12 protein-coding genes are annotated in these 16,612 nt (G+C 47.3%); 5 read left to right on the top strand and 7 right to left on the bottom strand.

Annotated elements, in window-relative coordinates:
* Positions 1-37: 37 nt before the first annotated feature.
* From ACU37H_RS14215 to ACU37H_RS14195, 5 genes are all read right to left on the bottom strand, one after another.
* Entirely contained in the window at positions 38-646 is a 609-nt protein-coding gene (locus ACU37H_RS14215; protein WP_472703444.1) for a 2'-5' RNA ligase family protein, read from the bottom strand.
* Positions 647-894: 248 nt separating this feature from the next.
* Positions 895-1,281, bottom strand: coding sequence for a Co2+/Mg2+ efflux facilitator ApaG/CorD (gene apaG / locus ACU37H_RS14210; protein ID WP_472703445.1), 387 nt, complete (start codon positions 1,279-1,281; stop codon positions 895-897).
* Positions 1,282-1,348: 67 nt separating this feature from the next.
* Positions 1,349-1,690 (bottom strand): translation initiation factor, encoded by a 342-nt coding sequence (locus tag ACU37H_RS14205; RefSeq protein WP_472703446.1) that lies wholly within the window; start codon positions 1,688-1,690, stop codon positions 1,349-1,351.
* A 93-nt stretch (positions 1,691-1,783) separates the two neighbouring features.
* Complete coding sequence (gene nadC / locus ACU37H_RS14200) at positions 1,784-2,644, bottom strand: carboxylating nicotinate-nucleotide diphosphorylase (protein ID WP_472703447.1); 861 nt, start codon at positions 2,642-2,644, stop codon at positions 1,784-1,786.
* A gap of 153 nt (positions 2,645-2,797) precedes the next feature.
* Positions 2,798-3,187 carry a DUF4783 domain-containing protein gene (locus tag ACU37H_RS14195; RefSeq protein ID WP_472703448.1) on the bottom strand — a complete coding sequence of 130 codons (390 nt, stop codon included), beginning with the start codon at positions 3,185-3,187 and terminating at the stop codon, positions 2,798-2,800.
* Positions 3,188-3,427: 240 nt separating this feature from the next.
* Between ACU37H_RS14195 and gpmI the strand changes: the two genes are divergently transcribed.
* Positions 3,428-4,981 carry a 2,3-bisphosphoglycerate-independent phosphoglycerate mutase gene (gpmI, locus tag ACU37H_RS14190; RefSeq protein ID WP_472703449.1) on the top strand — a complete coding sequence of 518 codons (1,554 nt, stop codon included), beginning with the start codon at positions 3,428-3,430 and terminating at the stop codon, positions 4,979-4,981.
* A 150-nt stretch (positions 4,982-5,131) separates the two neighbouring features.
* Here gpmI and ACU37H_RS14185 read toward each other — a convergent pair whose 3' ends face one another.
* Positions 5,132-6,700: a calcineurin-like phosphoesterase C-terminal domain-containing protein gene (locus ACU37H_RS14185; protein WP_472703450.1), complete on the bottom strand. Its 1,569-nt coding sequence runs from the start codon at positions 6,698-6,700 to the stop codon at positions 5,132-5,134.
* 131 nt (positions 6,701-6,831) lie between these two features.
* On the opposite strand from ACU37H_RS14185, the gene uvrC reads away from it, so the two are divergent.
* The 4 genes from uvrC to ACU37H_RS14165 all read left to right on the top strand — a co-directional run bounded on the left by uvrC (position 6,832) and on the right by ACU37H_RS14165 (position 14,036).
* Positions 6,832-8,640, top strand: a complete 1,809-nt coding sequence (uvrC, locus tag ACU37H_RS14180) for an excinuclease ABC subunit UvrC (protein ID WP_472703451.1) — start codon at positions 6,832-6,834, stop codon at positions 8,638-8,640.
* Positions 8,641-8,807: 167 nt separating this feature from the next.
* Complete coding sequence (locus ACU37H_RS14175) at positions 8,808-11,072, top strand: glycosyl hydrolase family 95 catalytic domain-containing protein (RefSeq protein WP_472703452.1); 2,265 nt, start codon at positions 8,808-8,810, stop codon at positions 11,070-11,072.
* Positions 11,073-11,187: 115 nt separating this feature from the next.
* Entirely contained in the window at positions 11,188-12,537 is a 1,350-nt protein-coding gene (locus ACU37H_RS14170; protein ID WP_472703453.1) for an alpha-L-fucosidase, read from the top strand.
* Between the two features lie 65 nt (positions 12,538-12,602).
* Positions 12,603-14,036, top strand: coding sequence for a sialate O-acetylesterase (locus ACU37H_RS14165; protein ID WP_472703454.1), 1,434 nt, complete (start codon positions 12,603-12,605; stop codon positions 14,034-14,036).
* 59 nt (positions 14,037-14,095) lie between these two features.
* Here ACU37H_RS14165 and priA read toward each other — a convergent pair whose 3' ends face one another.
* On the bottom strand, positions 14,096-16,591 hold the full coding sequence (gene priA, locus ACU37H_RS14160) for a replication restart helicase PriA (RefSeq protein ID WP_472703455.1): 2,496 nt from the start codon (positions 16,589-16,591) through the stop codon (positions 14,096-14,098).
* Positions 16,592-16,612: the final 21 nt, after the last annotated feature.

Genomic DNA, 16,612 nt, shown 5'->3' with positions numbered 1-16,612 from the left:
GAGTGTTTTTATTAGCAAAAGCGGGTGCAGCGCCCGGTTAGAAGAGCGCCGCCTGGGAAGTTCTGATCGCCAGGTTTTGAAAATTAAACTTAGCAGCCAGGGTATAGTGCTGTGTTCCCTCTTCCTTTCTTAGCAAAGTCATAGCGTTGGCGATAAACCTGCCGGAAAAGGATTGATGACTGTACTCAAGCCAGCCCTGTTCATATTGCCAGGGCTTCAGCCTTCTTGCAATGGTGATATGCGGCTCCATAATAAAGAGGGGCTTGTTGTCCTTGTCCAGCTTCATCAGGCTCTGCAACGGCGTCCGGATCGTTTTGACCAGCTGCTGAACGGTGGCCCTGGAAGTAACGTTGATAAAAATGGTGTGGGAGGGAAAAGACCCGAAGTTATTGAGATCAATAGCCAGGGGCGCAACCTGCATCGCTACCCGCTCCAGTCTTTGACAGATACGGTCTTCAAAACTGGTGTACTGCTTATAATGAGCAAGCGTCAGATGCGGCTTACCCGTCAAGGCGTCGGGCGCTTTATATTTCTCATGAAACGCCTGTTTGATCTGCATGATCGTATAACTCAGGTCTTTTCGTGGCTCGATCAATAATAGGTATTCTGCAACGGCCGGGGTTTGAATAGTGCTTTGCGAGTTCATAGCACGAATTTACTAAAATAATTAGTAATTAAGCAACTAAAATATTTAGCTAAATACATTTTTACAATGCTTATATGTAATGATTTGTATGCAAATCGTAATTCGTTACTTCATCAACTAGATCTTTTATGAGAAATGGCGGAGGTTTGGATTGCTCCGGATCAACGAATGATTAGCCAGAGCGGCCAAATGGAGTTGTGATGGTAAACAGGCTCGAGCGTTGAGTGGCTCGTCAGGGAGGGTAATGCCTAATTCGCTTTAGCGGGCACGATCATTTCAAATTCAGGAATAAGTACCTGGAATTTTTTGCGGAGGTCGAGGTTTTCCATTTCATAGACGCCTTTCATTTTGCCCATATCGGTGCTGAGATTGCAACCGCTCATGTATTGATAGCTCTCGCCTGCCTGCAACACGGGTTGTACCCCTACAACGCCTTCACCTTCTACCTCGCGGTACACACCATTGCTGTCAAAAATATTCCAATGACGGCGCAACAACTTTACGGGGTGGGGATTGTAATTTTCAAGCGTGATCCGGTAAGCAAACATGTATTCATTTTGCAGCGGATTGCTGTATTCGGGTTGATAGAATACCTCTACATTCACCATTATGCCTGCTGATATCATGCTGCTCATGAAAGTGCGTTTTCGTAAAAATACTTAATTAATATAGTAAATAAAAGATCAATGGCCTGATTATTTGTTAACCACCGCTTTTCTTGACATTCCTGTACCCGTTTTTCTGAAACCATTGCAGCAGCTTGTCGCGATGATCGCCCTGGATGATGATCTCCCCGTCTTTGGCAGACCCGCCCGTGCCGCAAAAAGATTTAAGTTTCTTGCCCAGGTCTTCCAGGTCTTTCCCGGACCCGACAAAGCCCATTACCACAGTAGCCGTTTTACCACCCCGATGCTTGGTCTCCAGTTGTAGTCTTAGTTTCTGGTCCGCAGGCGCCAGGGTTGATGCGGCCTCATTAGCATCCTCAAACCTGAAGTCGGGATCGGTACTATAAACAAAAGGATTTTGAGATTTATTTTTAGACATGAATGATTTTATTGAAAGTTTGAAAAGTCGTTGAACATGGTTGAAGTGATTCCCAAACAAGAGGAAACTATATTCAACAACGTTACACCGAAATTATAAAACTGCTTTAAGACTGAGATCCAGGCTTCTCGCCTGGTGGATCAATCCGCCAACGCTTACATAGTCGACGCCCGTCGCGGCGTAGCTTTCTATTGTATCGAGATTAATACCCCCACTGGCTTCTGTTTCAAACTGGCCGCCGATCAGGCCGAGTGCTTCCCTGATCTCCTCCGGCGAATAATTGTCCAGCATCACGCGAAACACTTTTCCTACGCCCACTTCGAGCACTTTTTGAACATCGGCAATAGACCTTGTCTCTACTTCGATCCTGATATCCAGCTGATTTTTCACCACATAATCATGCGCTTTCCGGATGGCTTTCTCAATACCGCCTGCATAATCGATATGATTATCTTTCAACATGATCATATCGTATAATCCAAACCGGTGGTTGACGCCGCCACCGATCCTTACCGCTTCTTTTTCCAACAGGCGAAAATTGGGCGTTGTCTTCCGTGTGTCCAGCAACCGGGTCTTATAACCCTTCAGCTTGTCCGTGTATTGTTTGGTCAGCGTGGCAATCCCGCTCATGCGTTGCATGCAATTCAGAACAAGCCGTTCGCACTGCAGGATCGTGTGCTCATGCGCCGCTACTTCGAAGGCCTTTTCCCCAGCCAACATAGGCTCTCCATCTTTTTTGAAGATCTCGAAACTACAGCCGGGCTCCTTGTATTCGAAGATAGCCCTTGCCACGTCGACTCCCGCGAGGATGCCATCTTGCTTGATCTTCAAAACGGCCCGCCCTTCTTCTTCTGCGCCGATGCTCGCCAGTGTAGAATGATCGCCGGTGCCGATATCTTCCTTCAGCGCTTCGTCAATTAAGTGTTGCAATTTGTGTTGAAACTCCTGATCCATTCAAAAATATTTTGTAGCGAGACCCATGCTAAGATGACAAAATGTTTCCGGCTGCTATCAGCTTGATTCAGGCATTTAACCTCCGGAAAAAATATGTGTAAAAATAAAAAGCCTCCCTATACGAGAGGCGTTTTACCTGTAACAAATGTTTTTTTACTCAATCAGCTGAAAGCGCAATTCCTTGATCACTTCTTTGCTGCCTTCTTTTTTCATGAAAATATTCACGCGGAAATTGCCGCCCGCAGTGGAAAGCGTACCAATTGCATACTGTCCATTCGGTGAATTCCCCTTATGCTTTACGTCAAACCCCTTTACTGCATTTTTCGAAAAGAAATTCTTCAACGCCGTCTGCGCTTCGTCTTTGCTATAGTTGCTGCTTTTGTCCATAATGGTAAGCGAAAAGCTCTGGCCGGCATTGCTTGTGATCTGAGCGGCGTCGCCCTTTTTTATACCCGACACTACTCCATCAATATTCTGAGCGTATAACGCAGTAGTGATAAATAAAGAAGCGGTGACGAATACGATACCAATTAACTTTTTCATCAGTTTGATTTTTTAGTGCTGCCCTTGAGGCAGACTTGTTTTGAAAAGATCTGATTGCGGCGCGCCTCTTATTTATTGAATAAACCAGCTGCGTGCCTCATTTTTAATTGTTTATATATTTTGTCAAAAGTGCTAAAAATATGCCAAACAGCAGTTCCTGTTATAAGATCATTCTTTACCTTTACGCTTGTCGAAAATAAGATAGAATATATAAAAAACTGATAATCAATAGTCAAAAAAATGTCTTTACCACAAAAAAAAGCTATTTTAATTATAATGGACGGATGGGGCTTAGGAAAAGTTGCATCTGCCGACGCGATACAAAGCGCAAATACGCCCTTTACGACCTCATTGTACGGAAAATATCCCCACACGACCCTGACGACATTCGGTGAACAGGTGGGATTGCCTGAAGGACAAATGGGTAACTCTGAAGTGGGACACCTGAATCTGGGCGCAGGCCGGATCGTTTACCAGGAGCTGCAACGCATCAACGTAGCGATCAAGACCAGGGAATTGGCAAAAAATCCTGAATTAGTAAGAACCCTGGAAGCCAGTAAAGCTGACAACAAACCCATGCACCTGATGGGACTGGTGAGTGACGGAGGGGTGCACTCTCACATCAACCACCTGAAAGCGCTGCTGGACATCTGCAAAGCGGCGGGACTGAAGGAAGTGTACGTGCATGCCTTTACCGATGGTCGCGACACCGACCCTAAAAGCGGTTTACATTTTATTGAAGATCTGCAAAAACATATTGACACGATCGGCCTGGGTAAGATCGCTACGGTAAGCGGTCGGTATTACGCCATGGACCGCGACAAAAGATGGGAGCGGGTACAAAAAGCCTATGATGCACTGGTGAACGGTACGGGAGATACAGCGCCCAGCGCGATCGAAGCGGTGAAACAAAGTTATGAAGCGAATATCACCGACGAATTTATCAATCCTACCGTAATCGTAGGCGGAGACCAGCGGCCTGTAGCGACGATCAAAGAAGGAGATCATGTGTTGTGCTTCAACTTCCGTACGGACCGTTGCCGCGAAATCACTGAAGTATTGACACAGGCGGATAATTCAGACTTCAACATGAAGCGCCTGAACCTGGATTATACGACGATGACGGTTTATGATCATAAGTACACGGCGGTCTATTCTATTTTCAAAAATGAAGATCTTACCAATACACTGGGTGAAGTAGTCGCTGCTAACGGACTGAAGCAGATCCGTATTGCAGAGACAGAAAAGTATCCACACGTTACGTTCTTTTTCAGCGGTGGCCGTGAGTTACCTTTCGAGGGAGAAAGCCGGATCCTGAAGCCTTCACCTAAAGTTGCGACTTATGACCTTCAGCCGGAAATGAGCGCACAGGAGCTTACGGATGCATTACTGCCTGAAATAAAAAATCAAACTGCAGATTTCATTTGTCTCAACTTTGCTAACGCGGATATGGTGGGCCATACGGGCGTTTTCTCTGCAGCGATCAAAGCCGTTGAAACGGTGGACCGGTGTGTGGAGCAGGTGGTTACCGAAGCTTTAGCCCAGGACTACGTGGTATTCCTGACCGCAGATCATGGAAATTCAGATTTCATGGTCAACGAAGATGGCAGTCCGAATACCGCACATACATTGAACCTCGTGCCTTTGTTCATCATAGACAATAAGTGGAACGGCGCCATTAAGGAAGGCAAACTGGGAGATATCGCACCGACTATTTTAAGTTTTATGAAGTTGCCTATTCCTCCGCAAATGACCGGAGATATATTAGTCGACACGCCTGTAGTGGCGTCTTAAAAAGCGGCCATTAATAATATACGAAGACCTGTAAGCTGATAGTTTACAGGTCTTTTTGATTTCTACCACCTCTCAGGTTTTGAACACCTGTGAGGTTACCAAAAAAGCCCGCATCAACGGGCTCTTTCCAACTTATCGCGAAAAAACAATTTACTGAATAGTATAAGTGTGCTGCTGCCGGTATTCGTTGCCGTACTGATCGAGCGCCCTTACATAGATTGTATGAGTTCCGGGTTTCAGCTTTTTGTTAACTGCTGCAGACCAAACGTGTCCCGACGCCACGGGTGCTGATGGCCTGCGACCTTGCAGCAACGTATCGCTCTTGTCCCAACGCGTAACCAGGTTCAGGTAATTATAATCGAAGGTTGCTTCCGGTTTCATATCCGCCCATTTGCCGTCATCGATCTTATATTGCAACTGGTCTTTTTCCGAGCCCATAAAAAAGTTGGCGTAAAAAGGTGCGCCACCGCGTCCGTTGTGCTCCACAATCTTCGGTGCATAGATCTGTATCTGGTAGCCGGTATCTTTCCCCGCAACCTTGTAGCGCAGTTTATAATCGTTGTTGCGGATGTCCAGGAATGCATATCCGCGTGGTGTACCGTCTCTCATCGTTCCGTCGGGAATACCGGCCTCGTTCAATTCTCCTGAATACCAGTCACCCGATGTGGTTCCCACATTATATTCGTGCAGTTCCAGCTTTTTGCCCTGCCAGCCATCGGCGGTTTTATAATAGATCTGCTTTTGAAAATGGGTATGAGCCGACAATAAAAGACAGTTATCAAAGTCTTTCAACAGGTTGAATAATGCCTGACGGTCTTCCAGCCGGATGGCTTCCCCACCTTCGTTGTAAAAAGGAATATGAAAAGATATCACCACCAAACGATCTTTGCTTACCTGTTCCAGATCGTTTTTGATGAACTCGATCTGATCCGGCCGCAGGCCACCCCAGTAGCCTTTTCCATCGCGCGGATCGGGATAAAGGATATTATCGAGTATCATAAAATGCACATTGCCATAGTTCCAGGAATAATTATTCGGACCAAAGTTCTTTTCAAAAGTTTCGTCGGATAAGGAATCCGAGGTTACGTCATAGTTCATATCGTGGTTGCCCATCACGTTATACCAGGGCAGCTTCAGCCTGGCCATGATCTCTTTATACGGCGTGTGCAGGCTCAGATCATCACCTACTATATCGCCGAGGCTGATACCAAATTTCACGCTGCCGGTAAGCGATACATCGTCTACGATACTCTTGGAAAAATAGCCCAGCTCCTGTTCATTGTAGGGCTGCGGATCACCGAACACCAACACTGAGAAATCAGTTGGCTCCTGCTGCTGATACAATGCAAAATCGGTGCTTTCCGGTAACGGCGCGGTAGGCGCAACGCCCTTGTGTTTCAACGATCCGGGAGAACCCTGCGGCTTATGAATATAATAAAACTCCGGCAGGTTGTAGGCGCTGTTCCCGAAACGGTATCCTGCAGGCTTGATCGCAAAAATAATATTGTCATTGCCGAGCGGAAGCTGATAGCGGCCTTTGGCATCTGTGACAGCGACATCTTTCCCGTTAGAGACGGATACGCCGGGCAAGCCGCTTTCTTTTTTATCCAACTTCCCGTTGTTGTTGGCATCAACATATACATAGCCGGATACCTGGCTCTGTGCACCGGCTGTTAAACAATAGAAGAATGCTGCTGTTACTAAGAAACACTTTGACATGATTTTATTTATTTTTAATGCTGTTGATATCGATTGTAATTTAGCGCCCGATAGCGGCAAAAGTAAAAGCCCACTGTTACCCTAATATTAAGTCTCGGAGGCTCCTACTTTTAATAAGACGGAAGACGGTTATGACACAGGAAGATTTCTCGAAAATAGCGCCCACCATTCCCCACCAGCCGGGGATCTACAAGTATTTCGATGCAGGTGGAAAGATCATTTATGTAGGCAAGGCGAAGAACCTGCGGAAACGGGTAAGCTCTTACTTCAACAAAACCTTCACCAATTACAAAACACATGAATTGGTGCAGCGCATCGCCAGTATCGAGTTCACGATTGTAAACAGCGAGCAGGACGCATTCTTCCTGGAGAACTCCCTGATCAAGCAGTTCCAGCCGCGCTATAATATCAACCTGAAAGATGATAAGTCCTACCCGTACATTGTCATCAAGAATGAACATTTCCCGAGGGTTTACCTGACACGGCAACCCGTGAATGACGGCTCAGAATACCTGGGCCCCTATACATCTGTTTTCCGGGTGAGAGAATTGCTGGAATTTATCAGGCGCGCGATCCCTTTGCGCACCTGCAATCTCAACCTGACGCAAAACAATATTGAGAAAGGAAAATTTAAAGTGTGTCTTGAATATCACCTGGGCAATTGCAAAGGCCCTTGCGAGGCTTTCCAGACGGAAGCTGATTATGAAGACAACATCCGGCAGGTAAGAGACCTGCTGAAAGGCAACTTGTCGCCGGTGATTCGTCACTTCCGGGAGGAGATGAAAAAATCCGCTGCGAATCTTGAGTTTGAGAAGGCTGAATACAACCGAAAGAAGATTGCCTACCTGGAAGATTATTATCAATCAAGATCGGTGGTTACCGGCATGAAGGGAGGTGATAAAGATGTGTTCAGCATTATTAAGGACAAGGACATCGCTTATGTGAATTACCTGATGGTACGCGACGGTACGATCGTTCAGACACAAACCAATAAGGTGGAAACCCACCTGGACGAGCCCGTTGAAGAAATCTTGGTTTATGCGATACAACATCTCCGGCGCACTTTCAACAGTGATGCAGTAGAGATCGTTGCGCCTTTTGCAATTGAATATCCGGAGCCCAATACGGAAATAGTAGTACCCAAAGGCGGTGACCGCAAAAAACTGATCGAGCTTTCCGAAAAAAATGCCGGCTACTTCATCGAGGAAATAAAAAATAAAGAACGCCTGAAGATCAACCGGAATGTAGACCAGGTGAAGGTGCTGGAACAGTTGCAAACAGATCTTCAGCTACAGGACCTTCCTGTTCACATCGAGTGTTTCGATAACTCGAACTTCCAGGGAAGCTATCCCGTCAGCGCCATGGTCTGCTTTAAAAATGGCATACCCAGCAAAAAAGACTATCGCCATTTCAACGTGAAGACCGTACAAGGCATCAATGACTTTGCATCGATGAAGGAGGCCGTTTACAGGCGCTACAAACGCCTCAAAGAAGAGCAGGAAGATTTCCCGCAGCTGGTGATCATTGATGGCGGTAAGGGGCAACTCAGTGCCGCTATGGAAGCCATCGAAGAACTGGAACTGCATGGTATGATCACGCTGGTGGGCCTTGCCAAAAACGTGGAAGAAATATTCTTCACCGGCGACCAGGAATCTTTAAAGCTTCCATATAACGGAAGCAGCCTGAAGTTCATTCGTTTTATACGTGACCAGGTGCACCGCTTTGGCATCACCTTTCACCGACAAAAAAGAAGTAAGGGCACTTTTAAAAATGAGCTGGAAGATATCAAAGGGATCGGGAAATCCACGGCTGATCAGCTGTTGCAGACTTTCCGCTCGGTGAAGAATGTGCGCGAAAAGAGTCTTGAAGAAATTGCGGCGGTGGTAGGAAATGCGAAAGCGAAAGTCGTGTGGAATTATTTCAACCCTGATCAAAACTAAAGGGTGCCGGCCTTTTCTTTATTTTCTCCGGGGTGCTCTGTGTATCCGTCGGTACCTCTATGGTGAAACTTAATTTATCTGATCCTGCACTACGTAAAGCTTAAATGAGACAAGGCCATTACGGATAAACAAATAATCATTATCTTTTCCAAAAAACATACTGCCCCATGAAATATAAAGTGTTGCTGTCTTTTTTCGTGTTCACTTCCTTCATTTGTTTCGCGCAACCGCAACCGAAACATTTTTTAAACTTCGAACATCTGGCTTCTAAATGGGACGAGGCCATTCCTTTGGGAAACGGCGTCCTGGGCGCCCTGATCTGGCAAAAGGATAATCGCCTGAGGCTTTCCCTGGACAGGGCCGATCTTTGGGATGAACGGCCGGCTTTGGATCTTAACAAGTTTGATTTTAAAGATGTGCAGCGTTGGGTACAAAATAAAACCTATGATTCTGCGCAGCGCCTTGGCGACGCTCCTTATGATCAATCCCCCTATCCTACCAAACTGCCTGCTGCTGCCATGGAGTTCGATATGAATATGCTCGGAGCGGTTCGTTCGAATATATTGGATATTAAAACAGCCTTGAATACAGTAACTTTTGAGAACGGTATCCGGTTCAAGTGTTACATACATGCCACACAAACCGCCGGTTACTTTTCCTTTGAAAACCTACCGGCATCCAAAATAACACAAGCGGTAACATCACTGACGCCTCAGCTGGTGGTGCACAACTACGCTAATTCCCAAACACCCGATAACGACAACAGCCAAGCGGGGCAAGGGCTTCAAAAGCTCGGCTATCCAAAAGGAACCGTAACTCAATCATCCGGCAGCATTGTTTACAGACAACCCACTTATGATGGGCACTACTATGAAGTAAGGGTGCAATGGAAAAAAATTCCGGGCAATAAAATAAGCGGAACCTGGTCGATCGAAATCGATCAACCAGCCTTAAGCAACACCGCCACAGCACTGGCGAGCTGGACGTCGCATGTAGCCTGGTGGAATCATTACTGGTCTCAATCTGCTGTTAGTATTCCCGACAGCATCATTGAAAAGCAATACTACCTGGAAATGTATAAATTGGGCGCAGTATCGCGCCCATATGCACCTGCCATTACCTTGCAAGCAGTCTGGACGGCTGACAATGGAAGTTTGCCGCCATGGAAAGGAGATTTCCACAATGATCTCAATACACAACTCAGCTATTGGCCCGCCTACACGGGAAACAGATTAACGGAAGCGGAAAGTTTTATCAACTGGCTTTGGAACCAGCGATCTAACAATCAACAATACACCAAAAAATACTTTGATGTAGAAGGCATCAACACGCCGGGTGTGGCCACGCTGAGTGGAGATCCCATGGGCGGCTGGATTCAGTATTCCCTCAGCCCCACCGTCGGAGCCTGGTGTGCGCAGCATTTTTACTGGCATTGGAGATACTCTATGGATCAAGCCTTTCTGAAAACAAGAGCCTACCCCTACATTCATGACGTGGCGGTTTACCTGAACAATATCATGCAGAAAAAAAACGGGAAGCTGACATTGCCGCTCAGCTCCAGCCCGGAATACAATGACAACAGCATTCACGCGTGGTTCTCAGACTGGACCAACTTTGACCTCGCGCTCGTCCGGTTCTTGTTCAAAGCTGCAAGCGAAGTGGCTTCCGCCAACAATAAAAAAGAGGAAGCGGCTCAATGGTCTGCTGTCTTACGGCAATTGCCGGCGTTTGATGTAAATGAAACCGGTCTTACTGTGGCGCCCGGTGAAAACAACAGTGAGTCGCACCGGCACCTTTCGCCTTACATGGCTATCTATCCCATGGCGCTCCTGGATGTTAACAAAAAAGAGGATCAGCGTATCATTCAACGTTCGCTGTCGCAAATTGAAAAGCATGGAACCCGCGCCTGGTGCGGCTATTCCTTTAGCTGGATGGCTTCGATGTATGCAAGAGCTTATGAAGCCGACAGTGCTGCCAAACAATTACGCATCTTTTCGACAAATTTTTGCTCACCCAATAGCTTCCACTTAAACGGGGATCAAAAAGGCGGACAGTATTCTAACTTTACTTACAGGCCTTTCACCCTGGAAGGGAACTTCGCCTTTGCTCAGGGAGTGCATGAACTACTCCTTCAAAGCAGGGACGGATATATTGAAGTTTTTCCGGCCGTGCCGCGAAGCTGGAACAACGTTTCTTTTAAACAGCTGAGGACCGAAGGCGCTTTTATCGTGTCGGCAAAAAAGGAAAATGGTGTACCGACCACTATTGAAATCTTTTCCGAAAAGGGTGGCCTGCTACGCATCAAATTACCCTTCCGGACATGGATCAGCAGGAGCATTCCGATGTCATCTTTCACCACGGGCGATGAAGGAATTGTATCTGTCCGTCTGAAGAAAGGGCAAACGATCACTATTGAAAACGGCTATGAATAGCAGGTTGATCGGTAATCGATCATAGCCAAAGAATCAAAATGATGATTTTGCAGCATCAAGCGAGGAAAATCGGATCATCAACAGTATTTTCGACTAAATCAATAAATACTTTCGAATGAAATCTTACGTAAAAGGCATTACGCTGGCTCTATTCATGATCATAGCGACGGGAGCAAACGCTCAACGCATTACCGATGCTAATCGCGCGGACTGGTTCAAAGAAGCAAAGTTTGGTATGTTTATCCATTGGGGACTGTATAGCATCCTCGGTGGTAGCTACGACGGGCACACACTTCCCGATGCCAGCTTTAAAAACGGGCAAAGCTGGTATGCCGAATGGATCCAGCAGCGGCTGGAAGTGCCTGCAGCGGCTTATCGCGCGCTTGTTAAGCAATTCGACCCGGTGAAGTTTAATGCCGATGCCTGGATCAGGGAAGCCCGGGATGCAGGCATGAAGTATTTTGTGATCACATCCAAGCATCATGACGGGTTTGCCCTGTGGGACTCGAAGGTATCTACTTACGATATTGCAAGCACCCCTTATAAAAAAGATATATTGGGCGATCTGGCTAAAGCCTGCAAAAAATATGGCTTGAAATACGGCTTTTATTATTCACACTGTGAGGACTGGGAACATCCCGGCGGCGCCACACCTCATTGGACACCTCAAAAAACGGATGCGCAATTTGAAACGTACTGGCGGGAAAAATGTCTGCCGCAGGTAAGGGAATTAATCCAGCGGTATAGCCCCGACCTGTTCTGGTTTGATACCTGGGGAGACGAGCAGGAGAAAATATTTATTTCGGATAAACGACGGGATGAACTCATTGCCCTGATCCGGAAGGAAAGTCCTAAAACGCTGATCAACGGCCGCATTTCCTGGCTGAATCCCGGTAATGATATCGACTTCCTCGAAATGATGGATAACGATTACCCATCGACATTGCAGCAACGCCCCTGGCAGACGCCCGCCACCATGGTACATTCCTGGGGTTGGCATGCGAAAGACTACAACTGGAAGACGGCTGCTGAAATGATCGGCTACCTGGTCAACAATACCTCGAAAGGCGGTAACTATCTGTTAAATATCGGACCAAAACCCGACGGAACCTTTCCCCCTATGGCCGTTAGGCGGCTAAGGGAAATGGGCGGGTGGTTATATGCAAACGGCCAGGCTGTCTACGGTGCACATCCGGTATCAAAGGAAGCCCCTAAAGATATCTGCCTGACCACGAACACAGTGGAGGGTAAAAAATTCATCTATGCGTCCATTATAAAACCATTGGCCAGCACGACGCTTCAATTGCCGTTTGATGGCAATACCATCGCATCTTGCAGCATGCTGGACACCGGTCGTCCATTGGATTATAAAAACGCGGGGCAGGAAAAAATATCGATAACCTTGCCGGCCGAAATTGCAAAAACAGAAGACGGCGTTCAGGTGATTGCACTTGAACTGAAATAAGATTAATAACAGCGGGATGAGGTAAGATGCCATAGATGCCTGATCCATTACTTTATTTGATCAACATGAATTTAGCACTTAGAATAACAGCACAACGATTGACTTTTGTTTTATTGCTGTCTCTGATCACGACGGCTGCATTCGCCAACATACGACTGCCGCAGATCATCGGTGACAATATGGTATTGCAACAAAAATCAAAGGTGCGGCTTTGGGGCTGGAGCGGTCCTGCGGAGAAGGTCTTTATCACCACGACCTGGAATGACCAGCGCGATTCAGTGGTCGCCGACGGCAACGCCCGCTGGAGCATAGAACTGTCTACACCTGCCGCAGGCGGCCCTTATACTATAACGTTGAAGGGAAATAATACGATCACCCTTCAAAATATAATGATCGGCGAGGTTTGGGTTTGTTCAGGGCAATCAAATATGGAATGGGGCAGTAACCACAAACTCCAACAGATCCTGGACGAAATGCCTTCAAGCGGCAACAACAACCTGAGGCTATTCCAGGTGCCAAAAATCACCGCTCCATATCCGCAGGATGATGTTCCCGGCAGCTGGAAAGTATCGGGACCTGAAGCGCTAAAAGGCTTCAGCGCGGTCGGTTACTTCTTTGCGAAGGCCTTGCAGGAACGATTAAAGGTGCCTGTCGGTATTATCAATTCCAGCTGGGGCGGCACTCCTGCCGAAACCTGGACTCCGGAGATGACGGTGTTGAACGATCAGGACCTGGCGCGTTCGGCAGCGGTTCAAAAAGAAGTGCCCTGGTGGCCTGTCAAAGCGGGTTATGCTTATAACGCCATGATCCATCCATTGATCCCATTTGAAATAGCGGGTGTTATTTGGTACCAGGGAGAAAGCAACGTAACAGCTCCTTATACATACAGCCACCTGTTCACATCGATGATCCGCGACTGGAGAAAAGCCTGGCAAAAGGAACTGCCGTTTTATTATGTACAGATAGCGCCGTACACCTATGGCAATCACAATGTGGGCAACCTGCTACGGGAGCAACAAGCTGCTTCGCTTGAGCTTCCACATACGGGAATGGTAGTGATCTCGGACCTGGTAAACGATGTAAAGAATATTCATCCGACGAATAAAAAAGATGTGGCACTGCGACTGGCCAATTATGCACTGGCCGAAACTTATCAGCAGAAAGTCGGCAACTACAAGAGTCCGGTACTAGACCGGATGGATATTGCCGGAAGCAAAGCTTATTTATATTTTGATCATGCACCGAACGGATTTAAGCTAAACGCCGGTAAGTCTGCAACGGAATTTTATATTGCCGGTGCTGATAAAAATTTTGTACCTGCGACGGTCAAAATCGAAAAGAACAAACTCATTGTATATAACACCAAGGTGAAGCAGCCGGTAGCCGTGCGGTTTTCCTTCAGCAACACCGCTATGTCCAATATCTTCAACAAGGAGGGATTGCCGGTAGCTCCGTTTAGAACAGACGAATGGGTAGTGGATACGAGTAAGGTGAAGTGAGAACGACCATAGGTCATGGTCTATGGTCTATGGTCCCTGGTCCAGTCTACCGAACCCAACTACACCCCATCTACATCGGGGATCACTACCACGGACTTGTACCGCTTTTCCTGGTGCATGATGGTTACCTGGGTTAGGATGTCGCTCTTACATTGAGCCAGCGCTTTGGCGTTGCGGGGCAGCTTTAACAGCAGCTCCATCAGGTAATTGTTCCGGACCCGGTTCACTACTGGCTCTGCGGGGCCGGTGAGATAGTCTTTATAACGGTTGGACAAGGCGTTGGCAAAAAGATGGGCTGCATCATGTACCACGTCTTTTATCTTGTTCCTGAAAGTGAGTTTGATGATTCTTGAAAACGGTGGGTAAAAGAACTGCTCGCGCCGGGCAATTTCTTCGTTAAACAAGGCTTCATAATCGTGTTGTTGCACATTGAGCAAAACCGGATGTGTCGGTCTTGAACTTTGCACTATTACTTTCCCGGTGCCGTGTTTTCTGCCGGCACGGCCGCTGACCTGTTCCATCAACTGGAAAGCCCTTTCATTTACCCTGAAGTCGGAGAAGGAAAGGATGCCGTCTGCATCCAAAATACCAACGAGCTCCACATGCTCAAAGTCCAGGCCCTTTACCACCATCTGGGTCCCCACCAGGATATCGATCTTTCGCTGCTCGAAGGTTTGTATCAATTGGTCATGGGCATGTTTACCCCGCACTGTGTCAATATCCATGCGCCCGGTTTTTGCATCGGGAAAAAATTCCTGCAACGCTTCTTCAATACGTTCCGTGCCAAACTGGCGATGCACAAAATCATGATTGCCGCAGGCCGCACAGGTGTGCATGGGCGGATAGGTGGTGCCACAATAGTGACAAGCCAGCTGATTCCTGAACTTATGAAAGGTAAGAGACACATCGCAATACTTACATTGGGGCACCCAGCCACAAACATTGCATCGCTGATAGGGCGTGTAACCTCTCCGGTTTTGAAAAAGGATAACCTGTTTATCGTTGCTGAGGGAAGCCTGGATCGCATCGCGCAGCGGTTGGGTCAAAATGCCCTCGTTTTCGCTTTTATACCGGAACCGCCGGGTATCAATGATCTCAAGGACCGGCATGGAAATATCACCATAACGCTGCGACAATTTCACCAGGCCGTATTTCCCATTAACAGCATTATAATAAGATTCTATAGACGGCGTCGCACTACCCAACAGCACCTTGCAATCTTCGTATAAAGAAGACATGTAGATGGCCGCATCACGCGCATGATACCGCGGCGCCGGCTCCATTTGCTTGTAAGAAGTGTCGTGCTCTTCGTCGCAAATGATCAGACCTAAGTGCTCAAACGGAAGGAACATCGCAGAGCGCGCGCCCAGTACGGCTTTGAGCTCGCCACTCTTCACCTTATTCCATATCTCGATCCTTTCATTCTGAGAAAATTTGGAATGATAAACGCCGATATGTCCTCCGAAATGTTTTTGCAGTCTCCTGATCGTTTGGGAAGTGAGCGCTATCTCGGGTAGCATGTACAATACCTGTTGCCCGCTCCTGATGTATTCCTCAATCAGCCGGATATAGATCTCGGTTTTCCCGCTTGAAGTAACGCCATGCAAAAGGCAAACTTTTTTCTCCGGCAGTACTGTTTGTATTTCTTCCAGCGCCTGTTGCTGCGCGGCAGATAATTCAAAGTGGATCTCTATGTTTTTGGCAGCTCCCTTAATGCGATCCACCGTCCTCCGGTCGGCCTGGAGAATGCCTTTATCTATCAGCCCTTTGAGTTGCGCTTCGCTGGCCCCTGCTTTTTTTAACAGCGTCGTCTTCGTGATTTCGCCCTCTGTCTTTTGAAAATGCAGATAAGCTAACAGCAGCTCCATTTGCTTTTCCGCGCGCTGCAGGCGTCTGTCTTCATTTAATAATTCCTCCAAAGCCGCTTCTGTACTGTATTCCGGGCTAAGCAATACATAAGTCTCTTTTTTGGGGGTATACGTCTCTTTTAACGCTTCCCACACGTAACAGATCCTTTTCTGGATCAGGTTGTTGATCACCGGGTAGACATGGGAAGAATCCAAAATCTGCTGCACTTCGGGCAGCTTTAATTCTTTGCGGATGAGTAACGCCTCGGCGACTAAATACTCATCATTGGTCAGTTCTGTAAAGTCCTCTCCCGCTTCTTCATTGAACACCAGCGTAGTCTCGCTGCTGAGCTTAAAATGAGCCGGCAATGCGGCGGCCATCACTTCGCCTTCAGTGCACATGTAGTAAGCGGCCATCCATTGCCACAGCGCAAGTTGCTGAGGATAAATGACCGGCTGCACATCCAGTATGTTCAGGATCTCTTTGGGTTCGAAAAATTCGGGAGCTTCTTCATGCACTCTCTTTACGATGCCTGCGTATCGTTTATTTTTTCCAAGGTTGACCTCGACCCTGCAGCCGACTTTCACCGAATCCAATAAATGCGGCGGGACCGACCAGGTAAAGTTGAGCGGTAGCGCCAGCGGGATCACCACTTCGGCGAACACCTGCTGCTTATTATGATCATATAAACCGTTGTCATTCGGCATGTGGTGCAATATAACTTATAC

The sequence above is a fragment of the Niabella sp. ZPM-14 genome, from assembly GCF_055693045.2.
Note: the sequence above shows the minus strand (reverse complement) of the source record. Positions and strands in the feature narration are given on the sequence as shown.